Genomic DNA, 15987 nt, shown 5'->3' with positions numbered 1-15987 from the left:
GGCTGAAACATGGCACTGAAGAGCGAATAAAGCTCTACATCCCGCATTCACGACAACCATCTGCGAATCATATTGCGGATCAGAGGCCTGCTAGAAAGACTGTCGTCGGATTCTTGAATTACAGGTTGTTTTTGACTGAAGTTCACGCTATGATTGGAGTATCAAAAGCGCACAACCGCTCCGGCGGCGCCAGACATACAACTTACCAACGCATATTTGGATATTACGCTTGGGCTCTCCGGCTTACCGAGTTTAGGATATTGATAGGAAATGAGCGGATTTGGTTGGACGCATCTATCGCGTGACGCGCTTCGCCGTGCCGAGGCGCAACTCTCCGGCGAGGCCGCGGGCGTGCGGGACGAGATCGGCTTCCTACTGATCCACCAACGCTACGCGGACCGGCTTTTCCCCGGCACGTCAATCCTGCACACCCGACTCCGCTACGTCCTCTTCATACCCTGGATCTACGACGACCTGCGCCGTCACCCGGCCGGCAAGCGGGCCGCGCCCGACGTTCGGGACGCGGAACTGGACCTTACACGCCGACTCCTCAAGGCCGGCGGAGGCGTCATTGGTCGTCTGAACTATCCAAAGACCACCAGCCAGCCGCCGTCTGTCGTATATTGGACGGCGCTCGGTACCTGGGGGCTGCTGCGGCCGCGCGCCGATGGGCGCATGCCTTCACGCGCCCAGGTGCTGGCGATGCTGCGCTCCGCCGGCCGAGTGGCGGAAGACGATGACGGCGTCCCGCTCGCCGCCCCGGGCCTGCCTTTCGTGACGCTGCCGTCTCGCCCGCCGGGGTGGGACAGCGGCGGGGATTTGGACTTCGTGCTCACGCCACAGGAGGCCGACTTCCTGCGCCGGCACCTCACGGCCGTGCCGTCGACGTCGACCCTACAACCGTCGCTGCTGGCGCGGCTGGCGGCGAGCCCGCCACCCCAGGCGGAGCATTGCTGGGACAAAGCCGTTCTGAACGCTGCTGCCGACGACCGACGGGTGCTGGAGCGCGCCGGCCAAGCGGCCGTACTGGCGGCGATTGGCCGAGGCGTCTATGCGGCCCTCGTCGAAACGCTTTGCGAGGAGCAGGACCGGCGGGGCATGCCGCGCACCCACCGCGACCGCCTGCCCGAGGTAGTCGCCTCTTACGCCCGGCGCGCCGAACGGCTCGACCTGGGAGCGCTCGCCGGCGACATCGGTCCGCTTCCCGCGCTAGTGACCGACGTGCTGCAGCAGACCCAGGCGTGGATCGCCAAAGGCGCGGGCGATCCCGCTCCGCTGCGCGACGCATATGCCGCGGCCGAACGAAGCCGCAAGGGCCTGCGGGCACGCCTGACCAACGACCTGAGCGGCCGGGAACGGCGCTACGAATGGAACAGCGAGTCCCACACCCTGGCCGAACCGCTGCATTTCCGCTGGGATCGGGTGCACAAGCTGCTATCCGACCTGCACGGTGTCGCATGACGGAAACCAAGCCCTGGGCCTCGCAGGCCTATCTCGACGCCTTACGCCCGGACCCCGGCTGGGTGGTTCGGACGGCCATCCTGGCCAGCTATTCAGCGGATCTCGGGTCGATCGGCGCCGCGCTGCTCGCGCTTGCCGGACGCGACGACGACCGTGGTTCGGGAAGCCGCACTGACTTAGCCGAGGCGGTCGAACAGCTGCGCGACAAGGTGCGGATCGTCATCCAGCGCGGCCGGCTCGCGCGGCTGAAGCGCCTGCCCACCGTCGCCGGCATCCTCGACCGCTTCCTTGCCGAAGTTCCATTCGATGAAACGGAACGAAGCTGGCATCCGAAGATCGCCCTGGTCCGCTTCGACGGACCGAACAGGGAAACCGCGTGGCGGCTGTGGATCGGCAGCCGCAACCTGACAGCGGCCGAGAACCTCGACGTGGGTCTGTTGCTCACCGGGGCTCGCGGTACGCGCAAAGGCCACGCGGTCGATGGAGTCGGGGCGCTCGCCCGACAACTGGCCGAACGGGCGTACTTGCCCTGCGTCCGGCCAGAGCGGTTTGCCCGGGAGGTGGCACAGGTACGGTGGACGGCACCGGAGGGGATCGGGGTCCGCCGTGTGTGGCTCTCGTCCGGAAACGGCGCCGCCCCCCAACCGGAGTGCCCTGCATGCGTCGAGGAGGTCGTGCTCGTCAGCCCGTTCTTGTCGCCGGACATTGTTCGCACGGTCGGGAGCTGGGGTGACGCCGGGACGCGACGCACCCTGCTGTCGACGCAAACCCAGCTGCGCGGGGTTGCCGGACAGCTCAGGGGATTCAGCGACCGGGTCCTGGCCTACGAAGGACCGCTGCCCGACGACGCCGAGCCGGTACCGGTCGCACCAGACGCCATCAGCGACGAGCAGCGGGTCGAGGCGGGCGCCGAGGTGCCGCCCCTAGGCCTGCACGCAAAGATCCTTGCAGCGCGCTCGGGCAAACGCGTCCGCCTCTGGGTCGGGAGCGCCAACGCGACCAAGCGGGCTTGGCACGGCAAGAACGCCGAGGTCATCGCCGAACTGGAGGCCACACCCGCCCTGCTCGAGGGAATCGAGCATGCGCTGAAGCTGGGCCGGCCGGTCACCACGGACGAACTTGCCCCGACGCCGGAGGAGGACGCCGACGCGATCCGCGAGCGGCTCGACTGCGCGCGCAATCAGGTGGCCGGACGGTGGTCGGGCCAGCTTCTCCGCGACGGAGACATGTTCCGTCTCGTCGCCGAGGGCGCTCCCCATCCCGTGGACGCGGAAGTGGCGATGGAAGCGGGCCTCGCCACAAGCGGGCTGCTAGGTTGGCCACGTGGCGAGGCGGTCCTCGGCCTCGGCAGCCACCCCCTCAGCCATCAAACCGAGCTGGTGCAGATCCGGCTGTCGTTGGAGGGCCAGGAGTGCGTGTGGCTGCAGCGCTGCACGGTGACGCCGCCGCTCGATGAGGGGCGCGACCGGGCGGCCCTGGCGCGCCACCTCGGCGCGCGCGCCTTTCTCGAATGGATCCGCGCGCTGCTTCAGGATACCCAGTGCGCCGACGAAACCGAGGAGCCGTGGGACCGCCAGGAGGGCAAGCAGGACACCGCCCCGGCGGCCGCCGTCCCGAACCAAACAATCACGCTCGAGGACATGCTGTCCAGCTGGGCGCGGGACCGGCACGCCTTCACGCGGGCCGACGAGCGCATGCGCGCCTACCTCGAGCTTATCATTGCGGAGACGGCGCCGCTCGACGCCGTGGACCGCGACCGGCTCACTTCACTGCGCACCCTTTGGGACACGCTGCGCGCCCAACTGCTGGACCGGCCATGAGCGCAAACCTGAAACCCTTCCAGCGCGCCACCGTGGACGCCGCCTGCCGCACGCTGCAGACGGCCGGAGGCGCCCGCCGCTTCCTGGTCGCCGATGAGGTGGGGCTGGGCAAGACCGTAGTAGCCCGCGAGATCGTCCGTCGGCTCGGCGAAGGACGGCGCGATCCCCTGGTGGTCTTCTACATCGCCAACGGGCAGCGCGTCGCCAGCCAGAACCGCGGGCGCCTCGTCGATTTCCTGCCGAAGGCGGAACGCGCCTGCGCGATCTCCAGGGCCGACCGCATTGGCCTGATCCCGATGACCGATCAGCCCGTCGCACCGGTCGTGTTGTACGCCCTTACGCCCGAGACGTCCTTCCCCGGCCAGCGCGCGGGACTGTCGGAAGGGCGCAAGGAGGAGCGCGCCTTCATCGCCGCCCTCCTCGGCCGCGCCTTCCCGGACCTGCACGATGGGCTGGGCGCCGACTTCCTCCAGGCACCGGCAAAAACCTTCTGGGAAAGCCTCGTCGAGCGGCAGCGCGAACGGCTCGATCGGACGCCCAAGGCGCTGGTCCGAGCCTTCCGCAGGGCCATGTGCCTGGAGTTCGCAGGGGACCCGTTGACGACCGTCCCGGCGGCTATCCGGGATCAGAGCCGGCGGAAGGTCATCGGCCGGATGCGACGCGCCCTGTCGCACGCAGCCCTGCTCTCCACGCCGCCCGACCTCGTGATCTTCGACGAGTTCCAGCGGTATCGCCATCTGATGTCGCCGGAGGGGCGGCAGGACCGGCTGGTGGACACGCTCTTCGCGGGCCCCGGGGAGGGCCGCGCGCCGGCCATCCTGCTGCTCTCCGCCACGCCCTACCGCCTGCTGGCCAGCCGCTGGGAGGAAAGCCGGGGCGTCGAGGCGCACCGCGAGCTGTTCGACCTCATTGACTTCCTCGGCGGAGCAGCCGGCCCCGGAATCCGCAGCCGCGCCGAAGAGGCGTTCGGCGCGTTCGGAACGCGCCTGCGGACCATCGCCTCCGCCCCCGAAGGGGCCGATCTCGATGCGACGGTTGCCGAGACACGACGGTACCGGCACATTTTGCAAACGCTGCTCGCCCCCCTGATGTCGCGCACCGAGCGTGAGGCCGGAGCGATCCAGGACGGCAGCCAGACGATCGAACTCCAGGCGGACCTCACGCCGGCCGACGTGCGGGTGTTCCGCCATCTCGCCACGTCCTTCAAGCACCGGCACAAGGCGGATGCGCTCGCCTACTGGCTGTCCATTCCCCTGCCGGCGCAGGCGCTTGGAAACCGCTACGAGGCTGCGCGCCAAGCCGTCTGGCCGAAGGACGGCAAGCTCGTCAAGCTGACGGAAGCCAATCGCAGGAGCATCGAGCCGCGGCAGTGGCCGCACCCGAAACTCCGCGCGCTCAAGACCGTGGCTCCGCCGGAAAGCCTCGCCTTGCCATGGGCGGCGCCGTCGCTGCCGTGGTGGCCGCTCGGCGGCCCCTGGCGGGACGCGCAGGCGCCGGAGAAGCTGCTGCTGTTCAGCCGCTTCCGAGCCACGCCGCAGAGCATCGCCGCCCTGACCAGCTTCGAGGTGGAGGCGGCCACACTCCGCCGGTCTGGGGCCGGCTACGACAAGGCATGGCGGCCCCGCAAGCTCCAGGCAGCGCCCGGACGCCTTCCGGTCCTGGCCCTGTTCCACCCGTCGCCGTTTCTCATCCGAGCGGCTGATCCGCTTCTGTGCGCCGGCCGCAAGACGATGCGAGGAGTGCGCAACGGTGTGCGCCGTCAGTTAGAGCGGGCGTTGTCCGAGCTTAAAGTCGAGGTCCGCGACAGGACAGCCAAGGAGCGGGAACGCCGGCATCCCGTATGGTCGCTGATGGCCGCCTTAGATCAGAGCTGCGAAGCGCGCGGCCTTAGCCTCGCCGCGTGGAAGGGAATCGCGGCAAAAGACGCGCGGCTCGCCGCACTGGTCAAGCGCTGGCACAAGGCCGACCCCATCGACTGGATCAGCCCGCGCGAGTTGGAAGACCTGATCGACGCCGCCATCTCCTACCCCGGCGTGGTGGTCGGCCGCGCTCTGCTGCGCCACTTTGACGGCGCCCTTGACGCGGCGCACTACGCCGGCCTTGTCCGCCTGAGCTGGAACGGGCTCCGCCCCTACCTCGACAACCCGGTCTTCTGGTCCAGGTTCAAAGGGACCTCTTCGGCCGAGTCACTGACCGGCGCAATTCTCGACGGTGGCCTGGAGGCGTTGCTGGACGAGCATTTCTGGATCCTGAAGCGCGCCTCCTCGCAAGGCGGCGCCGACATCGCGGGGCAGCTGTTGGCAGCGCTGACGGTGAAGTCGGGGTGGTTCTCGTTCCGTCCGGTCGGGGCCGGTGACGACCGCAAGATCCGCCTGCGCTGTCACGCCGCCGTTCCCTTCGGCGGTACGGAGGAGGCGCTGGAGGCGCTGGACAACGCCACGGCGGAACGGCCGGCACGTTCCGACGAGCTGCGCAACGCCTTCAACACGCCCTTCTGGCCTCACCTGCTGGCCACCACCTCGGTCGGCCAGGAGGGGCTCGATTTCCACACCTGGTGCGCGCGTGTCGCCCATTGGGACCTCTGCGCGAGCCCGCTCGATCTGGAACAGCGCGAGGGCCGGATCCAGCGGTTTGGGGGCCTGCTCGTGCGCCGACGCCTTGCGGCGGAGTTGGGCCGCCCGCTGCTGACGAAGCAGCGGGCGATGCACCGGTCGGTGTGGGACGACATCGCCGCGTCAGCTGACTGCTCGCATGCCGACCGCACGGGACTCAGCCCCTGGTGGCTGCTGCCAGAGGCAGGCGTAACCCGCTACGTCTTCGCACTGCCGCACGGCCGCGACGTGGCGCGGCTGCGGCGCCTGCACGAGCAACGCTTCATCTACCGCCTGGCACTCGGGCAGCCGAACCAGGAGGACCTGATCGAGGTGCTGACCAACACCACAGCGGACCGACGCGACATCCTAAAATCGCTGGCCTTAAACCTGTCGGCACTCGCCCGCGACGGGGAGGGTGGGGAAGCTGCGGCGGACATGAACGAAATTCTGGAAGCCGACGCATGACTGTGTTTCGGCGCGTGCCATCCTTCCCGAATGACGTCGATGCACCAGATGCCAGTGGTGGTTTGTGGCACGTCTGGGAATCTGAAATCACCGCCTCCGGCTTCATAGACCGGCAGTACAATAGGCGCATGCCACTGCAGGATGAGCTTAATTATCCGTCCGTCCAGGCTTCAGCGCTGGGCGGCGCGGCACTCCGTGACAACCGGAGCGCCAACGTCTGGCTGCAGGATCGAGCGGCCGTCCGCCCGAAGTGGCGACGACATTCCCAGCGGCGGTCGGGGGCCCTCGCCGGAGGCACTAAGCGGATCACCGGTGCTCAGACCATCTCTCGCCGTCGCACCGCTTGTACGCTCGACTGTAGCACTTTCCGGTGCTACAGTCCTTGACGAACCGTTCGGAAGTTCAATGTTTCCGCGGGGTCGTGTCCCTGTGACCGATCCAGCTGTGCATCCTGGCGCCCCAGCCAAATTTTCGTCTCCTTTTAAAATTTGTGACCGCCGGCCTGCACGATCAGCAGACAGCCGGCTCGGGCCGTTCCCGCCGGTCGAGCGCGCCGCTCGCCAGCGTCAGGACCAGCCCGCCCAGGACGAACAGACCACCGACCCAGGGTGTGGCACCAAGGCCGAGCGGCGAGGACACCACTTGCCCGCCGAAGAAGGCACCCGCGGCAATGCCGAGGTTGAAGGCGGCGATGTTCAGGGCCGATGCCACGTCCACCGCGCCCGGGGCATGGCGCTGCGCCAACTGCACGACATAGAGCTGAAGCCCGGGGACGTTGGCGAAGGCCAGCGCACCCATGCCGGCCAGCGTGATCAGCGCCGGGACCTTGGCGTCGGCGGTGAAGGTGAAGACGATCAGCACCAGCGCCTGCAAGGCGAACAGCCAGGCCAGCGCCCGCACCGGCCGGCGGTTGGCGAGCCTGCCGCCGACGACATTTCCGACCGCAATGGCCGCACCATACAGAACCAGCACCAGGCTGACGGTGGCGCTGGAGAATCCGGTGATCGTCTCCAGGATCGGAGCCAGGAAGGTGAAGGCGACGAAGGTGCCGCCATAGCCGAGCGCGGTGATGGCGAAGGCCAGCAGAAGCCGCGGCTTCGCCAGCACCCCCAACTGTGCGCCCAGCCCGGCGGCCGGTGGCTGGCTGAGACGGGCCGGCACCAGCGCGGCGACACCCAGGCCGCCGATGACGCCCAGGGCCGATACCGCCAGGAATGTGGCCCGCCAGCCGAAATTCTGACCGATCCAGGTGCCCAGAGGCACGCCGGTGACGATGGCGATTGTCAAGCCGGAGAACATCATGGCGATGGCCGAGGCGCGCTTGTCCTCCGGCACCAGATCGGCGGCGATGGTCGACCCGATGGAGAAGAAGACGCCATGGGCGAAGGCGCTCAGCACCCGCGCCATCAGCAGGGTCTCATAGTTCGGGCTGACGCCGGCCAGCAGGTTGCCGGCGACGAAGACGCCCATCAGCCCGAGCAGCAGCGGCTTGCGCCGGATTCTCCCGGTCAGGGCGGTCAGGACAGGCGCGCCGAAGGTGACGCCCAGGGCATAGACGCTGACCACCATCCCCGCCAGCGGCAGGCTGACGTTCAGGTCGCTCGCCACCGTGGGCAGAAGGCCGACGACGACGAACTCAGTCGTCCCGATCGCATAGGCGCTGATCGCCAGCGCCAGCAGTGCGAGAGGCATTTCAAAGGTCTCCATTGCCTGAGTAACTGTTCTGGGGAGACCATGTGCGTCATAAGGTCAGGAACGGGAATGCCCGCTGCATTCCCATGATTTTGTCATCCAATGACAAGGCTGGTGGATGAGTGGCCTATGAGCGATCCTCGTGCCTGGGAAATGCGGGTGTTCCTGCGGGTAGCCGCCCATGGCAGTTTCAGCGGCGCCGGCCGCGATGTCGGCATGACCCCCTCCTCCACCGCCAAGCTGATCAGCCGGTTGGAAGAGCGACTGGGCGTGCGGCTGGTGGAGCGGTCTACCCGGAAACTGCGCCTGACCTCGGAGGGTGAGCTTTACCGTGAGCGGGCCGAGGCTCTGCTGGGGGAGATGGACGCGCTTGACGCCGAGATCGGCGGTGGCGCGCGTACGCCGACCGGACTGATCCGCGTCAACGCCTCCGTCCCCTTCGGTCAGCACTGCCTGCTGCCGCTGCTGCCGGACTTCCTACGCGAGCATCCCGGCATCACGATGGACGTGACGATGACGGACGAGGTGGTGGACCTCTATGCCGCCCGGGTGGATGTCGCCTTCCGCGCCGGACCCTTGAGCGATTCGGCGCTGCTGGCCCAGCGGCTTGGCGTGGTGCGCCGGCGGATCGTCGCCTCTCCCGCCTATCTGGAGCGTCGGGGCGTTCCCCAGACCGCGGCCGACCTGGAGGCGCACGATTGTCTGGGCTTCAACTTCCGTCGTGCAGCCGCGGTCTGGCCCCTGAAGTCCGGCGGACGGCTGGTCGACCGGGAAGTGCCGACACGCATCCTCGCGAACAATGGCGAGACGGTGCGGCACATGGCGATGCTGGGCCTGGGGCTGGCGCGGCTGGCGGACTATCATGTGCGCGGCGATCTGCGCGATGGGCGGCTGGTGGCGGTGCTGGACGATGTGCTGGTGGACATGGAGGAAATCCACGCCGTGTACACCGGCCGCGACCGAGCCCCGCGCCGTGTCCGCGCCTTCCTGGACCACATGGCACCGCGCCTGCGGTCGCGCTTGGCGGAGTAACCGCGGGACAGTTCCCGCTTCCCAAAAACGACATCGGCCGGATGACAGGCATCCGGCCGATGAGGTGTACCGTTGGGGCGTTCAGCCTCAGAACGGGATTTCGTCGTCGAGGTCCTCGTGACGGGGCGGAGCGCCGCCGCCGCTGCGGCCACCCGACGAACCGCCGCCGTAGTTGCCGCCGCCGCCGCCGCCACCACCATAGCCGCCGCTTCCACCGCCGCTTCCGCCGCCACGCGATTCGTAACCACCGCCGCCACCGCCGCCGAAGCTGCCGCCGCCCTCTTCACGGGCGCCGCCGGTGAAGTCGATTTCGGCCACGCGGACCGACAGGCCGGCGCCGCGGGTGCCGTCGCGCTTCTCGTATTCGCGCAGGGTCACCTCGCCCGACACGACGACGCTCTTGCCCTTGGTCAGGTGCGGAGCGAGCGACTCGGCGCGGCGGCCCCAGATGGAGCAATCGACCCATTGGGTCGTCTTGCGATCGCCGAAACCGACGTCATTGGCGACGCGGAAACCCAGCACCTTCTCGCCGCTCTGGGTCGTGCGCAATTCGCCGTCCGCGCCCAGGCGTCCCGTAAACGTCCAAACATTCATCGCTCGTTGCTCCTAAGCGCGAGTGTCCCAGCATCCATGCCGACCCGTCAGGATGCCCGGCGGAGGCACCCAGATGCCGAGGGTTCCCATTCGCAGGGCCGGCTGTTCAATGGCGACCATCCCCCCGGTCCCGCGCAACGAAGCACGAGGGACCGACGCCGGTCAACCGCCGTCGGAAATGCACTGGCTATACCCGGCCCGGCGCACTCGCCCTGCCGTTCCGGACCAGAACACTCCATGAACAAATATAGCAGAGCGGCAGGTGCCGGAAAACCGTTTCCTTCGAAGTAGCGCCGGTTTCCGGTCAGCGCAGACGCCGCGCCGCCAGATCGAGAGCCACTTTCAGCTGGGCATGGGAGAAGGGCCTGTGGACGACGCCGAGCGGATAGGTCTCGGTGATGCGGGCCATGGTGCCGTGGTCGCTGTTGCCGGACAGGAAGATGCAGCGCAGGCCATGGTCCAGGTTCAGCTGGCGGGCCGCCGCGATGCCGTCGCCGCCGCCGAGCCGGACGTCGAGCAGCGCCAGATCCGGCCTTTCGCGCAGAGCGAAATCCGCTGCTTCCGCCTCGGTCCGGGCGACACCGCAGACGGTATGGCCGAGGTCGCCGACCACCACCGCCAGGGCATCGGCGGCTGTCTCGTCATGCTCCACCACCATCACGCGCAATGGTTGGCCGGGTGCGCGGGTGCGGTAGGTTGACTGCGGTTTGGCGATGGCGTCGATCCTGAGCATGCGACCGACCTCCGGGAAACATGGCGTTGAGCGACAAGCGGCGAATTTTGGTAAAATTGCGTTCACCACTACGCCGTTTGTACTACACCACCCCGAATTTGCAAGATCAATCGTTCAGGATCTGACCTTTTTCGCCGATCGGTGCAGAAACACATCACCTTGAGTTGGAGAGCCTCGGACGGCAGCAGTAATGCCGGACAGAAGGTCAGCGTCCTGCCGGACCGAGCCAGTCGATGCCGCCGGGCGAAGGTGGTCTGCAGGTTCCATTGCTGCGCGCCGTCGCCGCCCTTGACGGCGGTGGCGGCGGAGCGGGCTCGCCGGAGAGCCAGGCGGCCTGGGCATCGGCAGGCAGGGTGGGTGCCGCGGATGAGGCTGCCGGCGGCTGGGCAGGCGAGAAGGGCGAGATCGGGGCGGCGGGGGGCAGTGTGGATGGGCCCGCTGCCGAACGGAACGGCTCGGCCGCCGGAGCCGGCGCGGCCGGTGCCACCAATGCCTTTTGCGCCGGCCGGGCCGGCAGGTCGCCCGGTGAGGCGGCCGGCTGGTCGGATGGCGGAACGGGGGCTACGGGTTGGGGGCGGTACGGCGGCGTTTCCTCGCCCCACGCCTCGCCCCAGGCGGGCGGCGGCGCGGACGGGCGCAGGCGTGGCGCCTCCGCCGCCCCCAGCCAGGAGGGGCGCTCGTCGTCGGCCAGCGGGCCGGTGCGGGTGTTGAGCTGCCGCGCCTGCTCGCGGATCTCCAACAAGGTGGTTACCGCAAGTTGCAGCAGTGGGGCCAGGACCATGGGATCGGCCATTTCCTCCGCACTCAAGGCGGCGAACCGGTCGCGGACATCCTCCACCGCCTGTTCCACGCCGTCACGCAACGCGCCGGCCTCGTGGGCCAGCCGTTCCAGATCTTCGCGCAACGCAGAGATCTCGCAGGCTTGCCGCAATTCGTGGAAGCCGATTCCCGCCCCCAGGGCGGATGCGGATCGCCGGTCCCGTGATGAACCAAAATCGTGAGGCATCCTGCCCAACCCCGGTTCCAAGCCCAGCCCAGTGAAAACACACGTCGCGGCGAAAACCGCCGGACGTCCGTATTGCAAACCGCGCAACCGGACGGCGGTTCCAAAAGCCAACGTCATGGCACGGTCTGCCGGAGCGTCGGCGAAGTTGCCGTACGTCACGGCCGGCGCCCCCGGTCGGAGAGCGATGTTTAGCGCCGTTGATGTCGTTTGGAAACCGTTTGCGCGTGATGGCCGCTTGTACTATTTTTTCGGCCCCAGGGGAATGGATTCCTTGTGATCCAACGTCCGGGCGCCTCCCCGCCGCCATTTCATCTTGCCGGAATCCCATACGGTGTCGATCGACCGCTCGGAACTTGAACGGCTCCTTGCCGATCGCCCGGCTGGCAACCGCAGCGCCATGCAGGCGGTGCGCGAAAGCTATGCCGATATCGGGCTGATGCGCGAACGCGGTCTGTCCTGGGCCGAAATCTCCGATCTGCTGGCGAAGCTGGGCATCACCGCCCGCGACAGCCAGCCGATTTCGCCGGTAACCCTGCGCTCCGCCTTCTTCCTCGTCGGGAACGAAGGACGCGGTGAGGCGGCCGAAGACCATGGCGGTGCCGCCGCGGCCATGCCGGCGGAAACGCTGGCCGCCGTCCACGAGGCCGCCCTGTCGGCCGGGCTGGTGGGCGAGGACGAAGAGACCGCCGAGACCACTGAGACCTCCTCGATCGGCGACTCCGATCATGCCGACGAGGCCGCCGCGGTGTCCGTCGACGCTGCTCCCGTCCCGCCGCCGGCGAAGACGCCTGAAGCCGACATGGAATCGGCTGACTCCGTCCCCGAACCCGTTTCCGAACCCGCCTCCCCTGCCCCGAGCCTGCTGGCGCCGGCGGCGAAGGAGGCCGAGGATCAACCGGCGGCGGACGCCGGAACGGGCGCGGAGGCCGGTGCCCCGGAACCGGAAGCCGCTGTAGAGAGCGAAGCGGAAGACGAAGCGGAAGAGGCTCCGGCCCCCGAACCTGTACCGGAACCGACACCCGAGCCGGCCCCGCGGCCGGCTCCCCAACCGACGTCCACGGCGGCCGCGCAGAACACCGGCTCCTTGATGTCCCCCCCGATGCTCCAAGACGACTCAACAAACGTACACTGGAAAGGCGATCGCATGCTGGGCACGATCTTCGTCCTCAATGACCGCGGCGGCGTCGGCAAGACGCTGCTGTCCCATCACCTGATGGCGACCGCCATGCTGGAAGGCCTGCAGCTGAAGGTCGTCGAGTACGAGGTGAACGAGCGACTCGCCCGCCTGTTCGGCCCGGACGTGGTCGAACACCGCCGCATCACCCAGGACTTCATGAACATGATGGGGTCCGGCGACGGCTTCTACGAGTTCTGGGACCTGATCGGGCCGGAGCTGCAGCGCGGCGGCCGCCTGTATGATTTCGGCGGCAACATCTCGCAGTGGTTCTTCAACTGGGCCGAGGTGTCGGGCTTCGACTATTACGTCGGCGACGGCGAGCGGCTGACCTTCATGGTGCCGGTGACCGTCGATCTCGCCTCGCTGTCCACCGGCATGACCACGCTGGAGCGGGTGGCGACCATCGCGCCGAAGGCCAAGCGCGTCCTGGTTGAGAACGGCTTCTCCGGTCCCTTCTCGCAGCTCGAGGACAGCCAGTACGCCCGCCGCAAGGCGGAGATGGTGGAGCGCGAGGGGCTGCAGGTCATCTCTATGTCGCCCTGCACCGCCCCCGCCTGGGCCCGCCTGACCGGGCACCGGATCGATCAGGTGGCGACGATGACCCGCGAGGATCTGGTGAAGCTGGGCATGACCCCGCCCGTCGCCTCCCGCTCGCTGATCATCATCCATGAATGGCTGCGCAACATGCGTCAGGCGCTGTCGCCCTACCTGCACGACGCCTTCCGCCAGACCCCGGCGACCGCCAAGGCGCGCTGAACCTTACCGGCCAACCGACCTGCTCTTCGAAGCCCTTCTTCCCCCGCGGGAGAAGGGCTTTCTCTTTGCCGGTCAGGCCGCCGCGTTGCGGGCGGCGCTTGCGCTGTAGAGGTCTTCCTTCACCGCCGCCACCGACTTCACCTGATAGCCGGGCCTTGCGCTGAACCGGCGACTGGCGCGTTCGGCGGCCTCGCGTTCCGATTCCGCCCAGACCAGATAATCCCGCCCGCGCGCCCATTCGACGGCCAGCGGGTGGGCGGCGTCGATCTCGCCGATCTGCTGGTTCACCATGGTGACCAGCCATTCCTTGTCGCCGGGGTTGCGGCGGTCAGTCAGGATCAGGATTTGCGGACGGCGGCGGTTCTGCGCCTCGGTCAGGCGCTGATGCACCTCGACCTGCTTCTTGCGCAGTTCCACCATGTCGCGGACCAACTCTTCGATCTCGCCATGGAGGTTCTCCTCCTCCCGGTGCAGGCGGTGGATCGTCGCGTCCAGCTTGTCCAGCGTGCCGCGGACGCCGCGGACGCGCTGCCGGGCCTGCGACACCCTCTGTTCCACCGACAGCAGCACGTTGCCGAGCCATGCGCCGATGGCGATGATCCCCAGGATGATGATGAAGTTGATCATCATGTCGCGGCGCCGGACGTGACGGCACCGGATATGGCGGAAGCGGACTTGGCCCGCGCCGTCGCCGGGGGCTGGGGCACACCGCCCTTCACCCCCCCCTTCACGCCGCCGGCCCGCGCATCGCCGCGCATGAACGACTTCTGGAAGCCCAGTTTGAAGGGAAAGGCGACGTCGACCATCTGCTTGGCCTCGTCGAAGCTCGACGCCCACACCTCCGCCACGTTTGCGCAGCGCCAGATGGGGTTGACCGGCCCCCGGTCACCGGCGGCTCTGGCTGCGGCCGATGCCTTTTCCTGCGTAACGGTCGCGACGAACTTCATCAGGCCGGCCTGCGGATCGCCGACCTCATGCACGAACAGCGGCGGCTGTTCCGCCAGATCCCTGATCTGCTTTTCCGCCTTGCGGATGTCGGTTTCCAGACGGTGGCGTTCGGAAGACTGGCTGTTGCGGCGCTGGACCAGTTGATTGACGCGGTTCTGAAGCTCGTGCGCCTCGGCATGCAGCACATAGACGCGGTTCTCGATCTGCTCCAGACCGCTGCTCTTTTCCAGGATGTTCGGCAGGAAATCCTTCAGCATCATGGCGACCGGGACGGCGGCCAGCATGATGATGACGATGGCGATCAGGAACAGCGTCGTGTTCGACATCCGCCCGCCCGTTCTCCTCCCGAAACCCGCACCATGCGACCTGCCGGAATCGGCGCGATCGGCACCGGTGCGGAACTTCGAGGATCAACAAACAATCCAACCCCGTCAACGAATCGTCGCGGCTTCGCTCCAAATTCGTCAGAAATGAGTCAGGATGCCGCCATCTCCGCCACCCGCTTCACCGCGTCGCGCACCGGCCCCGGCCGGCGTTCGTCCGCCAGGGTGGTGAACCAGTGCTCCGGCGGGTTGCGGCCGGCGGCGCGGTTCCAGGTGAGGGCGCGCAGCACCGCTTCCGCCTCCGCCGTCGGCGGCACGGCAGGGTCGATCCCGTTCATCACCGCCCAGATGCCGGCCCAGCAGCGCCCGACCGACCAGGGGTTATAACCGCCGCCGCCGACCACCAGCACCCGCGGCGCCAGCGGCAGCAGGGCGGCCACCGCCTCCCACAGCGCGTGGTTGGACAGCTCCAGCCGGCTCAGGGGATCTTCGGCCAGGGCGTCGGCGCCGGTCTGGATCACCATCGCCTGCGGACGGAAGGCGCGGGCCAGCGGTAGGACCGCCGCCTCCATCACATGCTCCATCTCGCTGTCGTTGAAGCCCGACGGGACCGGGAGGTTGCGGGCCATGCCGCCGGCCCGATCCTCCGCCTTGCCGGTGTAGGGCCACCGCCCGTCCTCGTGGATGGAGACGGTCAGCACCCGGTCGTCGTCGGCGAAGGCCTCCTCCACCCCGTCGCCATGGTGGGCGTCGAGATCGACATAGAGAACCCGCTCCAGCCCATGGTCGAGCAGTTCGAGAATGCCCAGAACCGGCGCGTTGAAATAGCAGAAGCCGCTGGCCCGGTCGCGCCGCGCATGGTGGGTGCCGGCGGCAGGGGCATAGACCAGCCCGGCCGGCCGGTCGCCCAGGATCCGCGCCGCCTGCAGGGCCGACCCGCTGCTGTGGGCCGGCCGCCGGAACATCTCGGCGAAGACCGGATTCTCCAGCTTGCCGAGATTGTGGCGGGCCGCCGTCGCCTCGTCCACCCGCTGCTCCGCCTCCGCCCGCTTCAGCGCGGCGATGTAGTCTGCGGTGTGGAAGCGGGCCAGTTCGCGTTCGCTCGCCACATGGGTGTCGAGATAGACCTCCTCCGCCAGCCACCCCATGGCGCGGCTGAGGTCGATGGCGGTCGATACGCGCGGGATCGCCAGCGGATGCTTCGGGCCATAGGTCGAGCCGCGATAGATCTCGCCGCCGATGAACAGAGGGGTGCGGAGAGGCGTGGTCAGGGGATGATCTCCATCGGTCCCGCCACAAACTAGGCGGTGCCGCGCGCCGGTCAAGCGGCACCCCGCAGCTTCCGCACTCCGGGAGGGCCTGCGGCAATGCTTGCGGTCACGGATC

Annotated in this window: 12 protein-coding genes; 5 read left to right on the top strand and 7 right to left on the bottom strand. The window is 68.2% G+C overall.

Going from position 1 to position 15987, the window contains the following annotated elements:
* The first annotated feature begins 270 nt into the window (after nt 1-270).
* Genes J2Y49_RS07315 through J2Y49_RS07305 form a run of 3 tightly spaced genes read left to right on the top strand, consistent with a single transcriptional unit; the run spans nt 271 to nt 6340 of the window.
* Nucleotides 271-1461 carry a DUF6361 family protein gene (locus tag J2Y49_RS07315; protein ID WP_310113677.1) on the top strand — a complete coding sequence of 397 codons (1191 nt, stop codon included), beginning with the start codon at nt 271-273 and terminating at the stop codon, nt 1459-1461.
* Entirely contained in the window at nt 1458-3281 is a 1824-nt protein-coding gene (locus J2Y49_RS07310; RefSeq protein WP_310113676.1) for a phospholipase D family protein, read from the top strand. Before J2Y49_RS07315 ends, J2Y49_RS07310 begins: the two co-directional genes overlap by 4 nt.
* Nucleotides 3278-6340 carry a hypothetical protein gene (locus J2Y49_RS07305; RefSeq protein WP_310113674.1) on the top strand — a complete coding sequence of 1021 codons (3063 nt, stop codon included), beginning with the start codon at nt 3278-3280 and terminating at the stop codon, nt 6338-6340. The genes J2Y49_RS07310 and J2Y49_RS07305 overlap by 4 nt, the downstream gene beginning before the upstream one ends.
* A gap of 510 nt (nt 6341-6850) precedes the next feature.
* Here J2Y49_RS07305 and J2Y49_RS07300 read toward each other — a convergent pair.
* A complete protein-coding gene (locus J2Y49_RS07300) occupies nt 6851-8032 on the bottom strand; it encodes an MFS transporter (RefSeq protein ID WP_310113672.1) in 1182 nt (393 codons plus the stop codon).
* A gap of 129 nt (nt 8033-8161) precedes the next feature.
* On the opposite strand from J2Y49_RS07300, the gene J2Y49_RS07295 reads away from it, so the two are divergent.
* Nucleotides 8162-9064, top strand: coding sequence for a LysR substrate-binding domain-containing protein (locus tag J2Y49_RS07295; protein WP_310113670.1), 903 nt, complete (start codon nt 8162-8164; stop codon nt 9062-9064).
* Nucleotides 9065-9151: 87 nt separating this feature from the next.
* Here J2Y49_RS07295 and J2Y49_RS07290 read toward each other — a convergent pair whose 3' ends face one another.
* The 3 genes from J2Y49_RS07290 to J2Y49_RS07280 form a co-directional block, all read right to left on the bottom strand.
* Nucleotides 9152-9658, bottom strand: coding sequence for a single-stranded DNA-binding protein (locus J2Y49_RS07290; protein ID WP_310113667.1), 507 nt, complete (start codon nt 9656-9658; stop codon nt 9152-9154).
* Nucleotides 9659-9962: 304 nt separating this feature from the next.
* A complete protein-coding gene (locus J2Y49_RS07285) occupies nt 9963-10391 on the bottom strand; it encodes a response regulator (protein ID WP_310113665.1) in 429 nt (142 codons plus the stop codon).
* A 205-nt stretch (nt 10392-10596) separates the two neighbouring features.
* Complete coding sequence (locus J2Y49_RS07280; RefSeq protein ID WP_310113663.1) at nt 10597-11295, bottom strand: hypothetical protein; 699 nt, start codon at nt 11293-11295, stop codon at nt 10597-10599.
* A gap of 433 nt (nt 11296-11728) precedes the next feature.
* Here J2Y49_RS07280 and J2Y49_RS07275 point away from each other — a divergent pair, with 433 nt between their 5' ends.
* Nucleotides 11729-13330, top strand: a complete 1602-nt coding sequence (locus tag J2Y49_RS07275) for a hypothetical protein (RefSeq protein WP_310113660.1) — start codon at nt 11729-11731, stop codon at nt 13328-13330.
* Between the two features lie 72 nt (nt 13331-13402).
* On the opposite strand, the gene J2Y49_RS07270 is transcribed toward J2Y49_RS07275, so the two are convergent.
* The 3 genes from J2Y49_RS07270 to J2Y49_RS07260 form a co-directional block, all read right to left on the bottom strand.
* Nucleotides 13403-13960, bottom strand: coding sequence for a hypothetical protein (locus tag J2Y49_RS07270; RefSeq protein WP_310113659.1), 558 nt, complete (start codon nt 13958-13960; stop codon nt 13403-13405).
* Nucleotides 13957-14604 (bottom strand): hypothetical protein, encoded by a 648-nt coding sequence (locus tag J2Y49_RS07265; RefSeq protein ID WP_310113656.1) that lies wholly within the window; start codon nt 14602-14604, stop codon nt 13957-13959. The genes J2Y49_RS07270 and J2Y49_RS07265 overlap by 4 nt, the downstream gene beginning before the upstream one ends.
* A gap of 149 nt (nt 14605-14753) precedes the next feature.
* The gene (locus tag J2Y49_RS07260; protein WP_310113654.1) at nt 14754-15926 is read right to left on the bottom strand and encodes an acetoin utilization protein AcuC; all 1173 of its coding nucleotides are present in this window, start codon (nt 15924-15926) and stop codon (nt 14754-14756) included.
* Between the last annotated feature and the right edge of the window lie 61 nt (nt 15927-15987).

The organism is Azospirillum sp. BE72 (genome assembly GCF_031455875.1).
Taxonomy (GTDB): Bacteria; Pseudomonadota; Alphaproteobacteria; order Azospirillales; family Azospirillaceae; genus Azospirillum.
Note: the sequence above shows the minus strand (reverse complement) of the source record. Positions and strands in the feature narration are given on the sequence as shown.